The organism is Sporomusa malonica (genome assembly GCF_900176355.1).
GTDB lineage: Bacteria > Bacillota > Negativicutes > Sporomusales > Sporomusaceae > Sporomusa > Sporomusa malonica.
The window spans coordinates 63,581-77,363 of record NZ_FWXI01000018.1 but is presented as its reverse complement, the minus strand read 5'-3'; the positions used below and the strand labels follow the sequence as shown (position 1 = coordinate 77,363).

Sequence of the window (13,783 nt, the reverse complement as noted above, 5' to 3'; positions counted from 1 at the left end):
CAGCTGCCATGACTCAAAAACCTATGTATGAAGGTAAAGCCAAGCAAGTATTTGCCACTGAAAATCCGGATGAATTATTGGTGTATTTTAAAGATGATGCCACAGCCTTTAACGGTGAAAAACGTGGTACTATCGGTAATAAAGGTGTGCTCAATAATAAGATTTCCGTCTTTTTCTTTAATCTGCTAGGAGAAAAAGGTATACCCCATCATTTTGTCAAAACGCTTAGTGAGCGCGAAATGCTGGTTAAAAAGCTAGACATTCTCCCTGTTGAGGTTGTTGTCCGCAATATCGCCGCCGGCAGCCTGGCCAAACGTATTGGCTGGGAAGAGGGACGCAAACTGCCGACAACTGTTGTTGAGCTGTATTACAAAAACGACGATCTAGGTGATCCGCTAATTAATGACTATCACATAAAGGCACTTGGTCTGGCTACACCTGAGCAAGTTGAAATTATGGAAAAATACGCGCTTAAAATCAATGAAATCCTGTCTGCATTCCTAAAAGACAAGAAATTGGAACTTATCGATTTCAAACTGGAGTTTGGCGTACATAAAGGCGAGGTTATTCTAGGGGATGAGATTTCGCCTGATACCTGCCGGTTCTGGGACAGTGAGACTGGGCAGAAGCTTGATAAAGACCGTTTCCGCCGTGATCTAGGTGATGTTGAAGAGGCCTATCAAGAGGTACTAAGAAGATTGACAGGTGAGAATTCCTGATGCTTTACGATATACAAAGCGATAAATGGCGGGAAGAATGCGGCATATTCGGCATTTTTGCCAGGCAAGAGAATGTAGCCCTTAATTCTTACTGGGGCCTATATGCACTCCAGCACCGGGGGCAGGAGAGTGCTGGTATTGCTGTTACTGACGGCAACGTTATGGACGTACAACGAGGCATGGGACTGGTCAATGAGGTGTTTCGCCATAATCTGCCTGATATGCCAGCCCATATTGCTATCGGTCATGTCCGGTATTCAACAACCGGTTCAAGTCTCTTGCGCAATACGCAGCCACTGTTAGTCAACTATTCTGGTGGACAAATTAGTTTGGCCCATAATGGCAACCTGACCAACGCTCATGAAATGCGGCAGCAATTAGAGGATAAAGGCAGCGTATTTCAAACCTCTATTGACAGTGAAGTCATCGTAAACCTGATTGCCCGCTCCACTAAGCCTACAGTAGAAGAAAAAATCATTGACAGCCTGGCGGGTGTTCAGGGTGCTTATTGCCTTGTGATCATGACCGAAAACAAGCTAATCGGCGTGCGTGACCCTCATGGCTTTAGACCGCTGTGCTTAGGGCGTTTGGGCGAAGGCTGGGTCCTGGCATCAGAATCATGCGCCCTGGACACTGTGGCTGCGGAATTTGTACGTGATATTGAGCCAGGTGAAATGGTCATCATTGATGACAATGGTGTCGAGTCACGGAGTTTTGCTAAGACTGACCGGCGGTCTGGTTGTGTATTTGAATATATATATTTTGCCCGTCCAGACAGTGTCATTGATGGGCAGAGCGTGTATCAAGCCAGATTTAACATGGGACGTACACTTGCCCGCGAGAGTGGGTTTAAAGCGGACATCGTCATTTCAGTACCGGATTCGGGGACTACTGCAGCGTTAGGTTATAGCCATGAATCTGGCATTCCTTTTGCAGAAGGGTTGATGAAAAACCGTTACATTGGCCGTACGTTCATCCAGCCAGAACAGAAAAAACGTGACATGAGTGTCAGGATTAAGCTGAACGCTGTGGCTTCTGTCGTTAAAGGTAAGTCTGTTATCATGGTTGACGACTCCATAGTTCGCGGTACCACCAGTGGTAAAATTGTCCGTATGCTAAAAGAGGCGGGCGCCACTGCTGTCCACATGTGTGTCAGTTCGCCGCCTATCGGTTTTCCTTGTTATTATGGCATTGATACCTCAGCTCGCAAGGAGCTTATCGCATCCTCCAAGCAAGTCGATGAAATCAGGCAGTTTATTGGTGCTGACTCGCTGCACTATCTGTCACTTGAAGGCTTGCATGCATCAATTGGGCATATCCATGAGAAGACGCTGTGCAACGCTTGCTTTAACTGTGATTATCCGGCAGAAACTCCCTGTGAAGGCGATTGTGCCAACAATAAATTCCTCTTCGAACCTAAAGCCAAGTAAACGAATATAGCAGGAGGTCAAAAAATGACCGAGAACCAGAAACCGAATGTCGAACTAACCTACCGCGATGCCGGCGTAGATATTGATGCCGGTAATAAGGCTGTTGAATTAATGAAGCGCCATGTTCGCGCCACCTACCGCCCGGAAGTTTTGGGTGATATTGGCGGTTTCGGCGGATTATTTGCACTAAACGCTGGTAAGTACCGCCAGCCGGTGCTGGTAAGTGGCACCGATGGTGTAGGTACAAAACTAAAGATTGCCTTTATGGCTGACAAGCATGATACCATTGGGCAAGATGGCGTAGCTATGTGTGTCAATGATATCCTGGTGCAAGGCGCTGAGCCGCTGTTTTTCTTGGATTACCTGGCTGTTGGAAAACTTGAGCCTGAAAAAGTTGCATCTATTGTCAGTGGCGTTGCTATGGCCTGCCGTGAATCAGGTTGCGCGCTTATTGGTGGTGAGACAGCTGAAATGGCTGGGTTCTATCCAGATGGTGAATATGATATCGCTGGTTTTGCCGTAGGCGTCGTCGATCGTGATAAAATTATAACAGGCGAAAAGATTAAGCCAGGAGATGTGCTTATTGGCCTGCCCTCAAGTGGTATCCACTCTAACGGCTACTCGCTTGTACGCAAAATTTGCTTTGATGTAAAACAACTTACTGTTGATACATATATTCCTGAGTTAAGCCGAACCTTGGGTGAAGAGCTTTTAGAGCCTACCCGGCTTTATCCAAAAACCTGTATGCCGCTGATTGAAAAGTTCGATCTTCACGGTATGGTCCACATTACCGGCGGTGGTTTTTATGATAATATTCCCCGCGTATTGCCTAAGGGCTGCGGCGTAGAAGTTGATACAAGTGCCTGGCCTGAGCCGTCTATATTTGCTCTTTTAAAAGAGTGGGGCGGTGTAGCTAAACCGGAAATGTACCGGACGTTTAATATGGGCATAGGTATGATTTTAATAGTCTCGGCTGAAGACGTATCGACCATACAGGCTGACCTTGCCGCAAGAGATGAAAAATCGTACATCATCGGCAAGGTTATAGCAGGCGAGTGTCAAGTCGAACTCAAGTAAGGGGGCTGCCTCGTGGACAAAACGGTAATCGGTGTATTGGCATCAGGACGCGGCAGTAATCTGCAAGCGATTGTCGACGCCATTCAAGCCGGGCGGCTTGCTGCCAAGATTGGTGTGGTTATCAGTGATAACCCGGAAGCCAATGTCTTAAAGCGCCTGGCAGGGTCAGACATTCCAGCGATATGTATTGACAGGCGGCAGTTTGCCAGCCGCCAGCAATTTGAGGCTGCTGTTGCCGAAGAACTTAACATCCGCCATGTTGGACTGGTCGTATTGGCGGGTTTTATGCGGATTCTAAGCCAGTATTTTATTGACCGGTTTGCCGGAAAGATCATGAACATTCACCCGTCGCTGCTGCCAGCTTTTCCTGGTGAGAATGCCCAGCATAAAGCTTTATACTATGGAGCCAAGATAGCAGGCTGCACTGTCCATTTTGTTGATGAAGGTATGGATACCGGCCCGATTATCTTGCAGGAGGCTGTGCCTGTCTTAGAAAATGACAGTGCTGAGACGCTATCAGAACGTATTCTGCATGCCGAACATATTCTTTATCCCCGTGCTCTTGCCTTATATTGCGAAGGGCGTCTGACTATTGAGGGGCGGCGTGTGCGAATCATTGATAAAGAGTAAATAAGCGAGGGACACTAATGAAGATAAAACGTGCGCTCTTAAGTGTGTCGGACAAAACCGGCATTGTTGAGTTTGCCAAAGCCTTGCATGCCATCGGGGTTGAACTGATTTCCACTGGCGGAACTATGAAAGCCATTAAGGATGCAGGCATACCAGTTACCTATGTCAGTGAAGTTACCGGTTTTCCCGAGATCATGGACGGCAGGGTAAAGACTCTTAACCCTTATATCCATGGCGGTATACTGGCCATTCGTGATAACCCCGGCCATCAGGCCGCAATGGACGAGCATAACATCACCGGCATTGATTTGGTGGCTGTTAACCTGTATCCCTTCCGCCAGACTGTAGCCAAGCCTGATGTGACGTTAAACGATGCTGTGGAGAATATTGATATTGGCGGTCCTGCTATGATTCGAGCAGCGGCTAAGAATTTTCACTATGTGACAGTTGTCGTAAATCCAGCACGTTATGGAGAAATCATTGCCCAACTAACTGCTGGCGGTGAAGTCGAGTTCAAAAATCGTATGGCATTGGCCCAGGAAGCCTTTAGCCACACAGCTGGTTATGATGCCTACATAGCTCGTTATTTGAGCGGACAGCTTGGTCAAGGTCTTTTCCCGGAAACCCTGCAGCTAGTGTATGAAAAGGCCCAAGACTTGCGTTATGGAGAGAACCCACACCAGGCCGCTGCTTTTTACCGTGAACAATATTACTCAGGGCCGGGCGTAGCCAATGCTAAGCAGCTAAATGGCAAAGAATTGTCGTTTAACAATATCGTCGATGTGGAAGCTGCCTATGCACTTGCTGCTGAGTTTGAGCAGCCTGCTGCTGTTATTATCAAACATACTAATCCCTGTGGCACAGGCATTGGCGCTACTTTGGCTGAGGCCTACAATAAAGCCTATCAGGCCGACCCGGTATCCGCTTTTGGTGGTATTATCGGCATAAACCGGGAAGTGGATAAAGATACGGCTGAGCTTATCAGTGAGCTCTTTGTCGAAGCTGTTATTGCTCCGGCATTTAGCCAGCAAGCACTGGATATCCTGACGAAAAAGAAAAATATTCGTCTGCTTGCAGCTGAGCTGCCGCAGCCTGACAGCACTCGGCTTGACGTTAAATCAGTGGCCGGCGGCGTGCTTTTGCAGCAGGCTGATATGGTAACTGCACCCAAGAGTGAGATGAAAGCTGTCACCAAACGCCAGCCCACAAATGCGGAATGGGAACAGCTATTATTTGCCTGGAAGGTTGTTAAACATGTTAAGTCTAATGCTATAGTCATTGCTAATGACAATAAGACACTTGGTGTAGGCGCAGGTCAAATGAACCGCGTGGGTGCCGCTGGTATTGCGCTGGCGCAGGCCGGTGAACAGGCAAAAGGTGCAGTCTTGGCCTCAGATGCCTTTTTCCCTTTTGCCGATACTGTTGGGGCTGCTATTGAGGCTGGTATCACCGCTATTATTCAGCCAGGTGGCTCGGTCAATGATGAAGATTCGATTAAAGTGGCAGACGAACACGGCATTGCTATGGTGTTCACTGGCATGAGGCATTTTAAACATTAGAATAGTAGGCTAAATAAATAGACTGTAAAAGGGCCATAACCCTTTTACAGTCTATTTTAGTTTACTCTAGTTCTACAACTACCTGCACATTGGCTGTTAGCATCACCAGTCCGGCTGAGATAGGTGTTGCCGAAGAATCAGCCATAAGGGCTTTGGAATATAACCGGCCAGCAACTTCGGGTGACTGGAGGTTAATACCGTTTTCATTGACTGTCTTAACCCGTACCACCCGCTTGTTTAGTGCTGCGGCAATGGCATCAGCCTTGGTCATGGCGTCCCGCACAGCCTGAGCCAGCGCTGCATTTTTAACATCAGTCTCATCCCGTTTGCCAAACCGAATGTTATTTATTTGGTTTGCACCGGCATTCAGGGCGGTATCAATAACTTCGCCGGCTTTTTCCGTTGAAGTCGTTACGGTGATACTGTTAGTAATTTGGTAGCCTTTGATAGTTGGAATACGCTTGCCGCTGTCGTCATTTTTGTAGAGCGGTGTTACTGCATAGTGCGCCGTCTTTATGTATTCAGACTTAATTCCTAAGCCTTCTACTTGACGACGAATTTTTTCTGATACTTCGGCATTTTTGGCTTGGGCGCTGGCAATGGTATCAGCTTCTGTTACAGTACCTAAATTGATGTAGGCAATATCTGGAGCAAGCTCTTCCTGGTGACTACCGCTTACCTGCACTTCGGTAACATTAGGATTTTTCTCGGCAGCCAAGGCGGCTGGCAGCGCGGCTGTCATGATTAGCAGCGCCAAAGTTAAGATTTTTGCTGATTTAAACATCTGAATCATCTCCCTTTCGTATAGTTAAACGTTTGAAGAGAATAAAGGTAACGCAATTAATCATAAGAATTGTATCTACTAAATTGGGATGGTAATACTTGAAGTAATACCCGATTAAGCTGGGATGGAGGCGAGGCGTAGTGGAACACCAAGTGACTACCCGCTGGCAGGCGTTTACTGGTAGGTTAGGGGCAAACTCTTATTCTGCGGAAATAGTATTAGAAATTTTGCTAGATAGTTACAGACAATATTTTCGCCATTATCATGGGCTCAGCCATCTTGCTGATTGTTTTAAACACCTGGATGAAATCAAAACAGAGCTAACTAATTATGATTTGGTAGAGTATGCGCTATGGTTTCACGACATAGTCTGTGTGCCAAATGCCAAAAGCAATGAAGCATTAAGTGCGGCTGCCTCGTATTATGCTGCTACCCAGCTCAGACTTGCAGATGAATTTAGTCGGCAGGCTGTTAGGCTAATTATGCTGACAAACCACAAGGCTGTGGCCGAAAACACGGATGAGGCTTATTTACTCGACATTGACTTGGTAGTCTTGGGGCGGGAGTGGGATAGTTTCCTGGGTTATGAGTACCAGATAAAAGCCGAGTACAGTCATATGCCTGAATTCGATTACCGGCAAGGGCGGCAACAATTTATCAAAGTATTTCTTAGCCGAGACACAATCTATCAAACCGATTATTTCCGGAAAAAGTATGAGCAAACTGCTAGGCGTAATTTAGTTGCGCTCCAAGGGTTTCTCGCAAATCAAATTATAGGGGTAACTGATGGTCGAGTGTGACTGCTGATTTTATTGTTTCCTAGAACATGAAGGGCTTTGCCTAAACGTTTGACGCCTTCAAGCAGCTTTTCTTCGGGATGAGTCACAAAACACAGCCTGAGTTCCCGGGCGCCCGAGGCATCGGCATAGAAGGCTTCGCCAGGTACAAAAGATACTCCCGTCTTAGCCGCCTCATGTAATAGCTGCCTTGTTAAAATACCATTGTTTAGTGTGCACCAGAAATAAAAGCCGCCTGTTGGCAGGGTAAAGGTCAGATGCGGGCTGCAGTAGCGCTTAAGAGCACTGGCTACAAGGTCACGGCGTCTTTTGTATTCGGTGCGGACAGAGACAAGATGATCATCTAACAGATCTTCGGTTAAATAGTCATAGAGCAGCTTTTGTGACAAGTTACTGCTGTGGAGGTCGATGTATTGTTTTTCTAGAGCAAAACGGTTAATTACTGTTTCCGGCGCAGTAACCCAGCCTGTGCGCAGTCCGGGAAAAAGCATTTTAGAGAAAGTTCCCAGGCCAATAACTCCGCCGTACGGGTCAAGCGCTTTAAGGGAAAGGGGAGGCTGTTCGCCGTAGTACAATTCGCCGTATGGGTCATCTTCCACAATCACCAACCGGTGTTTGGCAGCTAGTTTTAAAAGTTCATGCCGCTCTTCGATGGGGATAACCCGGCCATTAGGGTTTTGAAATGTCGGCATTATGTATAGCAGTTTCGGGCGGTAGCGTATAAGGTAATCCTCCAATATGTCAAGTGGCAGACGTCCTGAGGCTGGCAAACTAAGCAGTCGGGCATTGGCTGCGCTGAACATCTGAATGGCCCCAAGATAAGTAGGGGACTCAACAATAACATAGTCGCCAGGCTCAAGGAAAACTTTTGTGATTAGATATAACCCCTGCTGGGAACCGCTTACGATCATGGTATTATCAGGTGTTACATTATAGCCCTTTTTTGTCAGTCGAGCAGCCAAAATACGTCGGAGCGGCACATAGCCTTCAGTTGGGATATGGCCCAAGTCAGCGCCGTTCAGATGGGCGGATAGCTGGCTGAAGAGCCGATTAAAGTGAATAAGCGGATAAAGTGCAGGATCAGGCATGCCGGCAGCCAGAGGGATGATACCCTCGGCGGAGGTAGATGCAATCAGTTCGCGGAGAATGGAGGATGACTGCGTATTTAGACTAGGGGTAAATAACTGTGACCAGGGTACCGTAGGAGAGGAGGGCTGGATGGGTGGGGCTAAATCAGCCACATAGGTACCGCTGCCGACTCTGGTACTGATAAGCCCCTGCTCTTCGAGCTGGCGGTAAGCATTTATGGCTGTCGTGCGACTTACGCTCAAAAGGGCGGCAAGTTCGCGTTCTGGCGGCAGCTTAGTTCCGGCAGGCAATATGCTGCTTTTGATATTCTCAGCCAATGCGCTAGCAATCTGGTTGTATAAAGGTATTGCTGACTTAGGTATAAGTGAACCATGTTCGAAGATTTTGGATATATCCATTTGTAAAAACTCTCCCTAAATATCCAATTAATTCATTAATATTTATAATTGGATATTTACAATGTTTTTCCTGCCTAGTAATATAAAATAAATTACAAAAGGCGGTGAACCTTATGAAAGATTATGTCCAAGGGGCACGTGAGAGTCTTCCCGTTATGCTGGGGGTTGCACCCTTTGGTATTACTTGTGGTGTTATGGGGCTGACTGCAGGGCTGACTCCTGTGGAAACTGTGCTTATGTCACTGTTGGTATTTGCCGGGGCTGCACAATTTATTGGAATAACTATGCTGGGAGCGGGGGTTACCGGTTGGGGCCTTATTGTATTTACTACATTGCTGATTAATCTTCGCCACCTGCTAATGGGGGCGTCACTGGCGCCGCATCTTTTGCAGCTGCCACTGGCGCGTCAGCTGCTGTTGAGCTTTACTCTGACAGACGAAGCGTATGCCATTACTGCCAACCGGACAGCTAAAGAAGGCTATAGTGCCGATTACCAGATGGGGAGTAGTTGGGCTCTTTATTTTATCTGGGTGATGTCAACAATCGTAGGTGTGCTAGTAGGGAGCTATATTCCCGATCCACTGGCCTGGGGGCTTGATTTTGCCATGCCTGCTACCTTTTTGGCTATGCTGATGCCGCGCCTGACCAATCATGTAAGTATTGCAGTGTGCCTGGTTGCTGCCGTAACGGCAGTTGTGGGAGCTGCTTATTTACCCGGAAAATGGTATATAATAGCCGCCTGTATAGCTGCTAGCATAACAGGCGGCTTATTGGAAAAGGAGGAGGACAATCATGCGATCTGAAATCATGCTTATCATTGTGGGAATGGCAGCAGTAACCTTTATTACAAGATTTGGCGCGCTGGCGTTATTAAAGAAAACTGGTCTGCCAACCTGGTTTGAACGCTGGCTCAAACATGTGCCGATTGCAATTTTAACGGCGCTTATCATGCCATCGCTGCTTCTGCCGCAAGGCCAAATTGATCTTTCGCTTAACAATCATTATCTGCTGGCCGGGGTACTGGCAGCCATTGTGGCTTATACATGCCGGAACGCTATACTTACTATGGGGCTGGGCTTAACGGCCATGCTTTCCCTTAGGTGGCTGGGAATATAGTGTTATTTCGGGTAGTTAGATATCCTCGGTTAGTTTTTTTATCCGATGACTAACCCGCTCTAAGACTCCCATCTTCTACAAGTGGGAGTTAAGAGCGGCTAAGTCCCTGGATAAGGGCGACTAACCTTCAGATGGGGTTAAAACCCCACCTGAAGCTAAGTCTACTTTATCAACTGATTGGCATTATTCAGGTTGGTTTTGCATTCGCTCAGTGCATTCTGCTCAAGCATGCTTTGAGCATGGGCAAGTTCTTCCGTCTTTTCTTTCAATTTGAAAGCCATAATCTCCAGAGCTTTTTCATTTTCGATAATAATACTAACAGGCAGGCGATAAATCAAGGTGTTTGTTAAAAGACCCAGCCCGAAAAAAATGCCTGACAAGAGTACTGTAGACATGATAACACTTGCGGCTGTTACTGTAATTTCAACATAGCCATGTGTTGTGCCGCGAAAGGTAATATCTACACGGCGGATAATATCAAACAGTGCTGGCGAAGGAACTCCTGCTGAACTTTCACTGTTTGACCAGTTAGTTGCAATTTTGATGTGTTTTATATCAGGCTTTTGCTGGTACAAAGAGACCAAGCTATTAAGCTGTTGTAAATTATACTGCCGCATATCAGGATTGTTGATTACAATTTCTTGTGCTTCTCGAGCTATTTGTTGAGCAAGTGCCGCTGTTTCAGCTTGTTTGGTTTTCCAAGCCCAGCCGAGATAAGTCAGCGGTGTACATAAAGAGATTAAAAGGCCGGCAATTAACGCCAAGAAAAACATGCGTGTCGCAAATACCTTACTGTGTTCTTCACCCCTGGACATTACGATCACCTCCGTACAGGGAGCTGCCTTCTTGTTAGTATACTATATGCTAAGCAAGGGTTAGTTGACACATTTTTGTTATATGTAAACTAAAAAAGTGGTAGCCAATAATTAGCCTGCAGCATAGGATATGGTGTACGAAATCTTTTGGAGGTGCGATAGGCCATGCCTATGAATGAAGAAGAGCGTAAACCGAAACATCAACACCATCCTCAGGCAGATATGTTGCATGTTCATACTTATCTGACTGAAGTTAATGTAGCAGATGACCATCAGCATGTTATTTTAGGTGTTAGTGGTCCGGCACGGGAGAAGGGAAATACTCACGTTCACCGGATTCACGGGCGGACTTCTTTTATTAGTGAAGAGGGTGAATGCGGTGGTCACTGGCATACCCAAGACGTTATGACCGGGCCGGCTATTGAAATGCCGGACTGTAGCCATGTTCACTATTTTGAAGGCATTACAAGTAAAGATGACGACCATTGCCATACTTTTGCTGGGGCTACTGGTCTTGGACCATCTCTTTTCTACATGGAAGATACAGTGGATGAGTGTGAGGAAGAAGATTATGATGACTGCTGCGACGAGGTAGAAGAAGAGGAAGAGTGCGAAATGCCAGTAAAAATGCCTAAGTATAAATATAAATACGGCAAGCGTCCAGAAGAAGAATAAGTTATAAAAAGAAGCAGCCGCCGGCATCACTGCTGGGGGCTGCTTCTTTTCTGTGGAAACAAGGCTCTTTTGATATTTATCCGTAAAACAACGAATCAATAGCGAAAGAGCTTTGTTACGGTATTTTACTCTAAGACAATGGCAGCATTAGGCTGAGTCCGCCGACCGATATGATAGGGTAATGTGAGGAAAAACCATATCGGTGAAGTAAATATCAGCAAAAACAGAGACACTAGAAATAACGGACTGACAACTGCCAACATCAGGTAAAACGCCATATTGTTAAACACAAGCTCACCCCCTCCCGCGGTCAAAGATAAGTAGAGTAGAAAGGTAACTGAAACCTGTAGCTTAAGTATACACTATCTTACTTGTGAAATAAAGTACAATTATGAAATAAAGTTAAATAATTCACATATTCTTTAAAGATTTGCAATCTACACAAAAATTGCCAGATTTATCTTTTAATCTGGCAATTTTTGTGATAGAATTTGTGATTGAACAAATTTTACAAATTAGGGGAAGCTATAGAGGAAAAATACGTCAGGGAGGATTTATAAATGGAGTTATGGTATACCGAATATCAAACTAAAAACTTGGGTCTGACTGCTCGGATAAAGGCAACGTTATATACCGGACAGTCGGAATTTCAGGAAGTAGCGGTAGTCGATTCTTATCAGTTCGGCCGGATGCTGGTGTTGGATGGTGTATTCCAGACCTCAATTTTTGATGAGTTTATCTATCATGAGATGATTGCCCATGTGCCGCTGTTTGCCCATCCTAATCCCCAAACCGTCCTAGTTATCGGTGGTGGAGATGGCGGGACGATTCGCGAGGTCGTTAAGCACCAGTCAGTTGAAGTGGCTGAGATGGTAGAGATAGACGGCCTGGTCGTTGATGTCAGCAAAAAATACCTGCCGGAAATTAGTGTGGCTTTAAATGAAAATCATCCTAAGCTGCGTCTTAAGATCGGTGATGGCATTAAACATATGCAAGAAGTTGAGAATAAATATGATGTTATCATTGTTGATTGCTCTGACCCTATCGGCCCAGGGGAAGGATTATTTAGCCATGCATTTTATCAAGATGTCTACAAAGCTCTCAAGCCAGATGGCTTGTTTGTGCAACAGACTGAATCGCCGTTTTATCATCAGGAACTGATAAAGAGGCTCAAGCAGGACATTGCATCCTTATTCCCAGTCACTCGCCTTTATCTGGCAAATATCCCGCAGTACCCGAGCGGTCTGCACTGCTTCACCATAGGATCCAAGCAGTATGATCCGGTTACTGCCGATATAGCGCGGATTCCAGAAAATTTCGGTACACGCTATCATAATCGTGAGATTCAAAAAAGCTGTTTTGCACTACCGAACTTTGTGCAAGAGCTAGTCAAATAGGATAATTGTTGCAGAGAATGGAAAGCGAGACTGCCACACTGCGCTCGCAATGACAGGTGGGAAAGAGTCTTCCCATGATGGTCATTGCGAACGTATGTGAAGCAATCTCGCTTTTTCTTATGGCTATCTTTACATAAGATTTTCGGGATTCAACCCTTCAAGCTCAGGCAAAACAAACCGTCCGTCCTTACGAATCAGCTTGTCATCAAACCAGATTTCGCCACCACCGTACTCTGGGTTTTGGATGCAGACTAAATCCCAATGGATGGCTGATTTGTTGCCATTGAAGGCGACATCATAGGCATTACCTGGCGTGAAGTGGAAACTACCTTTGATTTTTTCATCAAATAAAGTATCTTTCATGGGCTTTTCAATATATGGATTGACACCTAGGGCGAATTCGCCAATATATCGAGCGCCTTCGTCAGTGTCAAATATCTTATTAATTTTTTCGTTGTCATTAGCTGTGGCTTTGATGATTTTACCATCTTTGAATTCAAGCCGAATATTTTCGTAGGTAAAGCCTTGATATACTGCCGGTGTATTATAGGCAAGGACGCCATTTACTGAATCCCTAACAGGTGCGGTATATACCTCGCCGTCTGGTATGTTTCTGAGACCTGAGCATTTGACTGCCGGGATGCCTTTTATTGAAAATGCAAGCTCAGTATTGGGTCCGGTAATTTTCACTTTGTCGGTTTTTTGCATAAGGTCGACTAAGGGATCCATGGCTTTGGCCATTTTGCCGTAATCAAGGTTGCACACATTGAAATAGAAATCCTCAAATGCTTCAGTGCTAGTACTTGCCGATTGTGCCATAGAGGCGTTGGGCCAGCGTAGAATACACCACTTTGTTTTTGGGACACGTATGTCAAGATGCACAGGCTTGACCCATTCCTGCTGATAACTCTGCAGCTGAGAGGAGGGAACATCAGCCATTTCGGTAATGTTGAAACTGGCTCTGATGGCAATATAAGCATTCATTTCCTTCATCCGGGCCTCTTCCCAGGAAGCTGCCAATTTAAGTTGTTCACTTGAGGATTTCAGGAGCAGAGCCCGCTGCAGTTGGCTGTTCTTTAGCTCAAGAAAGGGTATGGCACCGGCTGCATAAGTTTCATCCACAAGTGCCTTGGCTAAAGGCAGGGCATCATCAAACATTTCAATTAATATTTTTTCACCACGCGCAAGACTGGTTGAATACCCAATCAGGTTTTTGGCGAGAGTTTTAATTCTTGGATCCAAAAGTAATACCTCCTTAGATATGTTCTTTTATAGTTATACTATCAGTATTTGATGT

At 45.8% G+C, this 13,783-nt stretch carries 15 protein-coding genes; 10 read left to right on the top strand and 5 right to left on the bottom strand.

All coding sequences use genetic code 11. From position 1 onward, the window contains the following. Positions 1–8 precede the first annotated feature (8 nt). The 5 genes from purC to purH are packed head-to-tail and all read left to right on the top strand — an operon-like array spanning position 9 to position 5,415. Positions 9–719: a phosphoribosylaminoimidazolesuccinocarboxamide synthase gene (gene purC / locus B9A22_RS18135; protein ID WP_084577349.1), complete on the top strand. Its 711-nt coding sequence runs from the start codon at positions 9–11 to the stop codon at positions 717–719. Beyond that, entirely contained in the window at positions 719–2,149 is a 1,431-nt protein-coding gene (purF, locus tag B9A22_RS18130; RefSeq protein WP_176215585.1) for an amidophosphoribosyltransferase, read from the top strand. The genes purC and purF overlap by 1 nt, the downstream gene beginning before the upstream one ends. A gap of 24 nt (positions 2,150–2,173) precedes the next feature. Beyond that, complete coding sequence (purM, locus tag B9A22_RS18125; RefSeq protein ID WP_084577347.1) at positions 2,174–3,226, top strand: phosphoribosylformylglycinamidine cyclo-ligase; 1,053 nt, start codon at positions 2,174–2,176, stop codon at positions 3,224–3,226. A gap of 12 nt (positions 3,227–3,238) precedes the next feature. Further along, entirely contained in the window at positions 3,239–3,856 is a 618-nt protein-coding gene (gene purN, locus B9A22_RS18120) for a phosphoribosylglycinamide formyltransferase (RefSeq protein ID WP_084577346.1), read from the top strand. Positions 3,857–3,873: 17 nt separating this feature from the next. Beyond that, positions 3,874–5,415: a bifunctional phosphoribosylaminoimidazolecarboxamide formyltransferase/IMP cyclohydrolase gene (purH, locus tag B9A22_RS18115; RefSeq protein ID WP_084577345.1), complete on the top strand. Its 1,542-nt coding sequence runs from the start codon at positions 3,874–3,876 to the stop codon at positions 5,413–5,415. Between the two features lie 61 nt (positions 5,416–5,476). On the opposite strand, the gene B9A22_RS18110 is transcribed toward purH, so the two are convergent. Next, positions 5,477–6,199 (bottom strand): SIMPL domain-containing protein, encoded by a 723-nt coding sequence (locus B9A22_RS18110; RefSeq protein WP_176215584.1) that lies wholly within the window; start codon positions 6,197–6,199, stop codon positions 5,477–5,479. A gap of 140 nt (positions 6,200–6,339) precedes the next feature. Here B9A22_RS18110 and B9A22_RS18105 point away from each other — a divergent pair, with 140 nt between their 5' ends. Further along, positions 6,340–6,999 (top strand): HD domain-containing protein, encoded by a 660-nt coding sequence (locus B9A22_RS18105; RefSeq protein WP_084577343.1) that lies wholly within the window; start codon positions 6,340–6,342, stop codon positions 6,997–6,999. On the opposite strand, the gene pdxR is transcribed toward B9A22_RS18105, so the two are convergent. Continuing rightward, complete coding sequence (gene pdxR, locus B9A22_RS18100) at positions 6,966–8,483, bottom strand: MocR-like pyridoxine biosynthesis transcription factor PdxR (protein ID WP_084577342.1); 1,518 nt, start codon at positions 8,481–8,483, stop codon at positions 6,966–6,968. The two genes, B9A22_RS18105 and pdxR, sit on opposite strands and share 34 nt — an antisense overlap. A 113-nt stretch (positions 8,484–8,596) precedes the next feature. Between pdxR and B9A22_RS18095 the strand changes: the two genes are divergently transcribed. Together B9A22_RS18095 and B9A22_RS18090 are read left to right on the top strand one after the other, a co-directional pair. Further along, complete coding sequence (locus tag B9A22_RS18095; protein WP_084577341.1) at positions 8,597–9,286, top strand: AzlC family ABC transporter permease; 690 nt, start codon at positions 8,597–8,599, stop codon at positions 9,284–9,286. Continuing rightward, positions 9,276–9,599 carry an AzlD domain-containing protein gene (locus B9A22_RS18090; RefSeq protein ID WP_084577340.1) on the top strand — a complete coding sequence of 108 codons (324 nt, stop codon included), beginning with the start codon at positions 9,276–9,278 and terminating at the stop codon, positions 9,597–9,599. The genes B9A22_RS18095 and B9A22_RS18090 overlap by 11 nt, the downstream gene beginning before the upstream one ends. 161 nt (positions 9,600–9,760) lie before the next feature. Here B9A22_RS18090 and B9A22_RS18085 read toward each other — a convergent pair whose 3' ends face one another. Next, positions 9,761–10,414, bottom strand: a complete 654-nt coding sequence (locus tag B9A22_RS18085) for a hypothetical protein (RefSeq protein ID WP_084577339.1) — start codon at positions 10,412–10,414, stop codon at positions 9,761–9,763. A 165-nt stretch (positions 10,415–10,579) separates the two neighbouring features. On the opposite strand from B9A22_RS18085, the gene B9A22_RS18080 reads away from it, so the two are divergent. Beyond that, positions 10,580–11,089, top strand: coding sequence for a YmaF family protein (locus B9A22_RS18080; protein WP_084577338.1), 510 nt, complete (start codon positions 10,580–10,582; stop codon positions 11,087–11,089). Positions 11,090–11,214: 125 nt separating this feature from the next. On the opposite strand, the gene B9A22_RS25560 is transcribed toward B9A22_RS18080, so the two are convergent. Then, positions 11,215–11,379, bottom strand: coding sequence for a hypothetical protein (locus B9A22_RS25560; RefSeq protein ID WP_176215583.1), 165 nt, complete (start codon positions 11,377–11,379; stop codon positions 11,215–11,217). A gap of 270 nt (positions 11,380–11,649) precedes the next feature. On the opposite strand from B9A22_RS25560, the gene speE reads away from it, so the two are divergent. After that, a complete protein-coding gene (gene speE / locus B9A22_RS18075) occupies positions 11,650–12,486 on the top strand; it encodes a polyamine aminopropyltransferase (protein ID WP_084577337.1) in 837 nt (278 codons plus the stop codon). Between the two features lie 129 nt (positions 12,487–12,615). On the opposite strand, the gene B9A22_RS18070 is transcribed toward speE, so the two are convergent. Continuing rightward, the gene (locus B9A22_RS18070; RefSeq protein ID WP_084577336.1) at positions 12,616–13,728 is read right to left on the bottom strand and encodes an aminopeptidase; all 1,113 of its coding nucleotides are present in this window, start codon (positions 13,726–13,728) and stop codon (positions 12,616–12,618) included. Between the last annotated feature and the right edge of the window lie 55 nt (positions 13,729–13,783).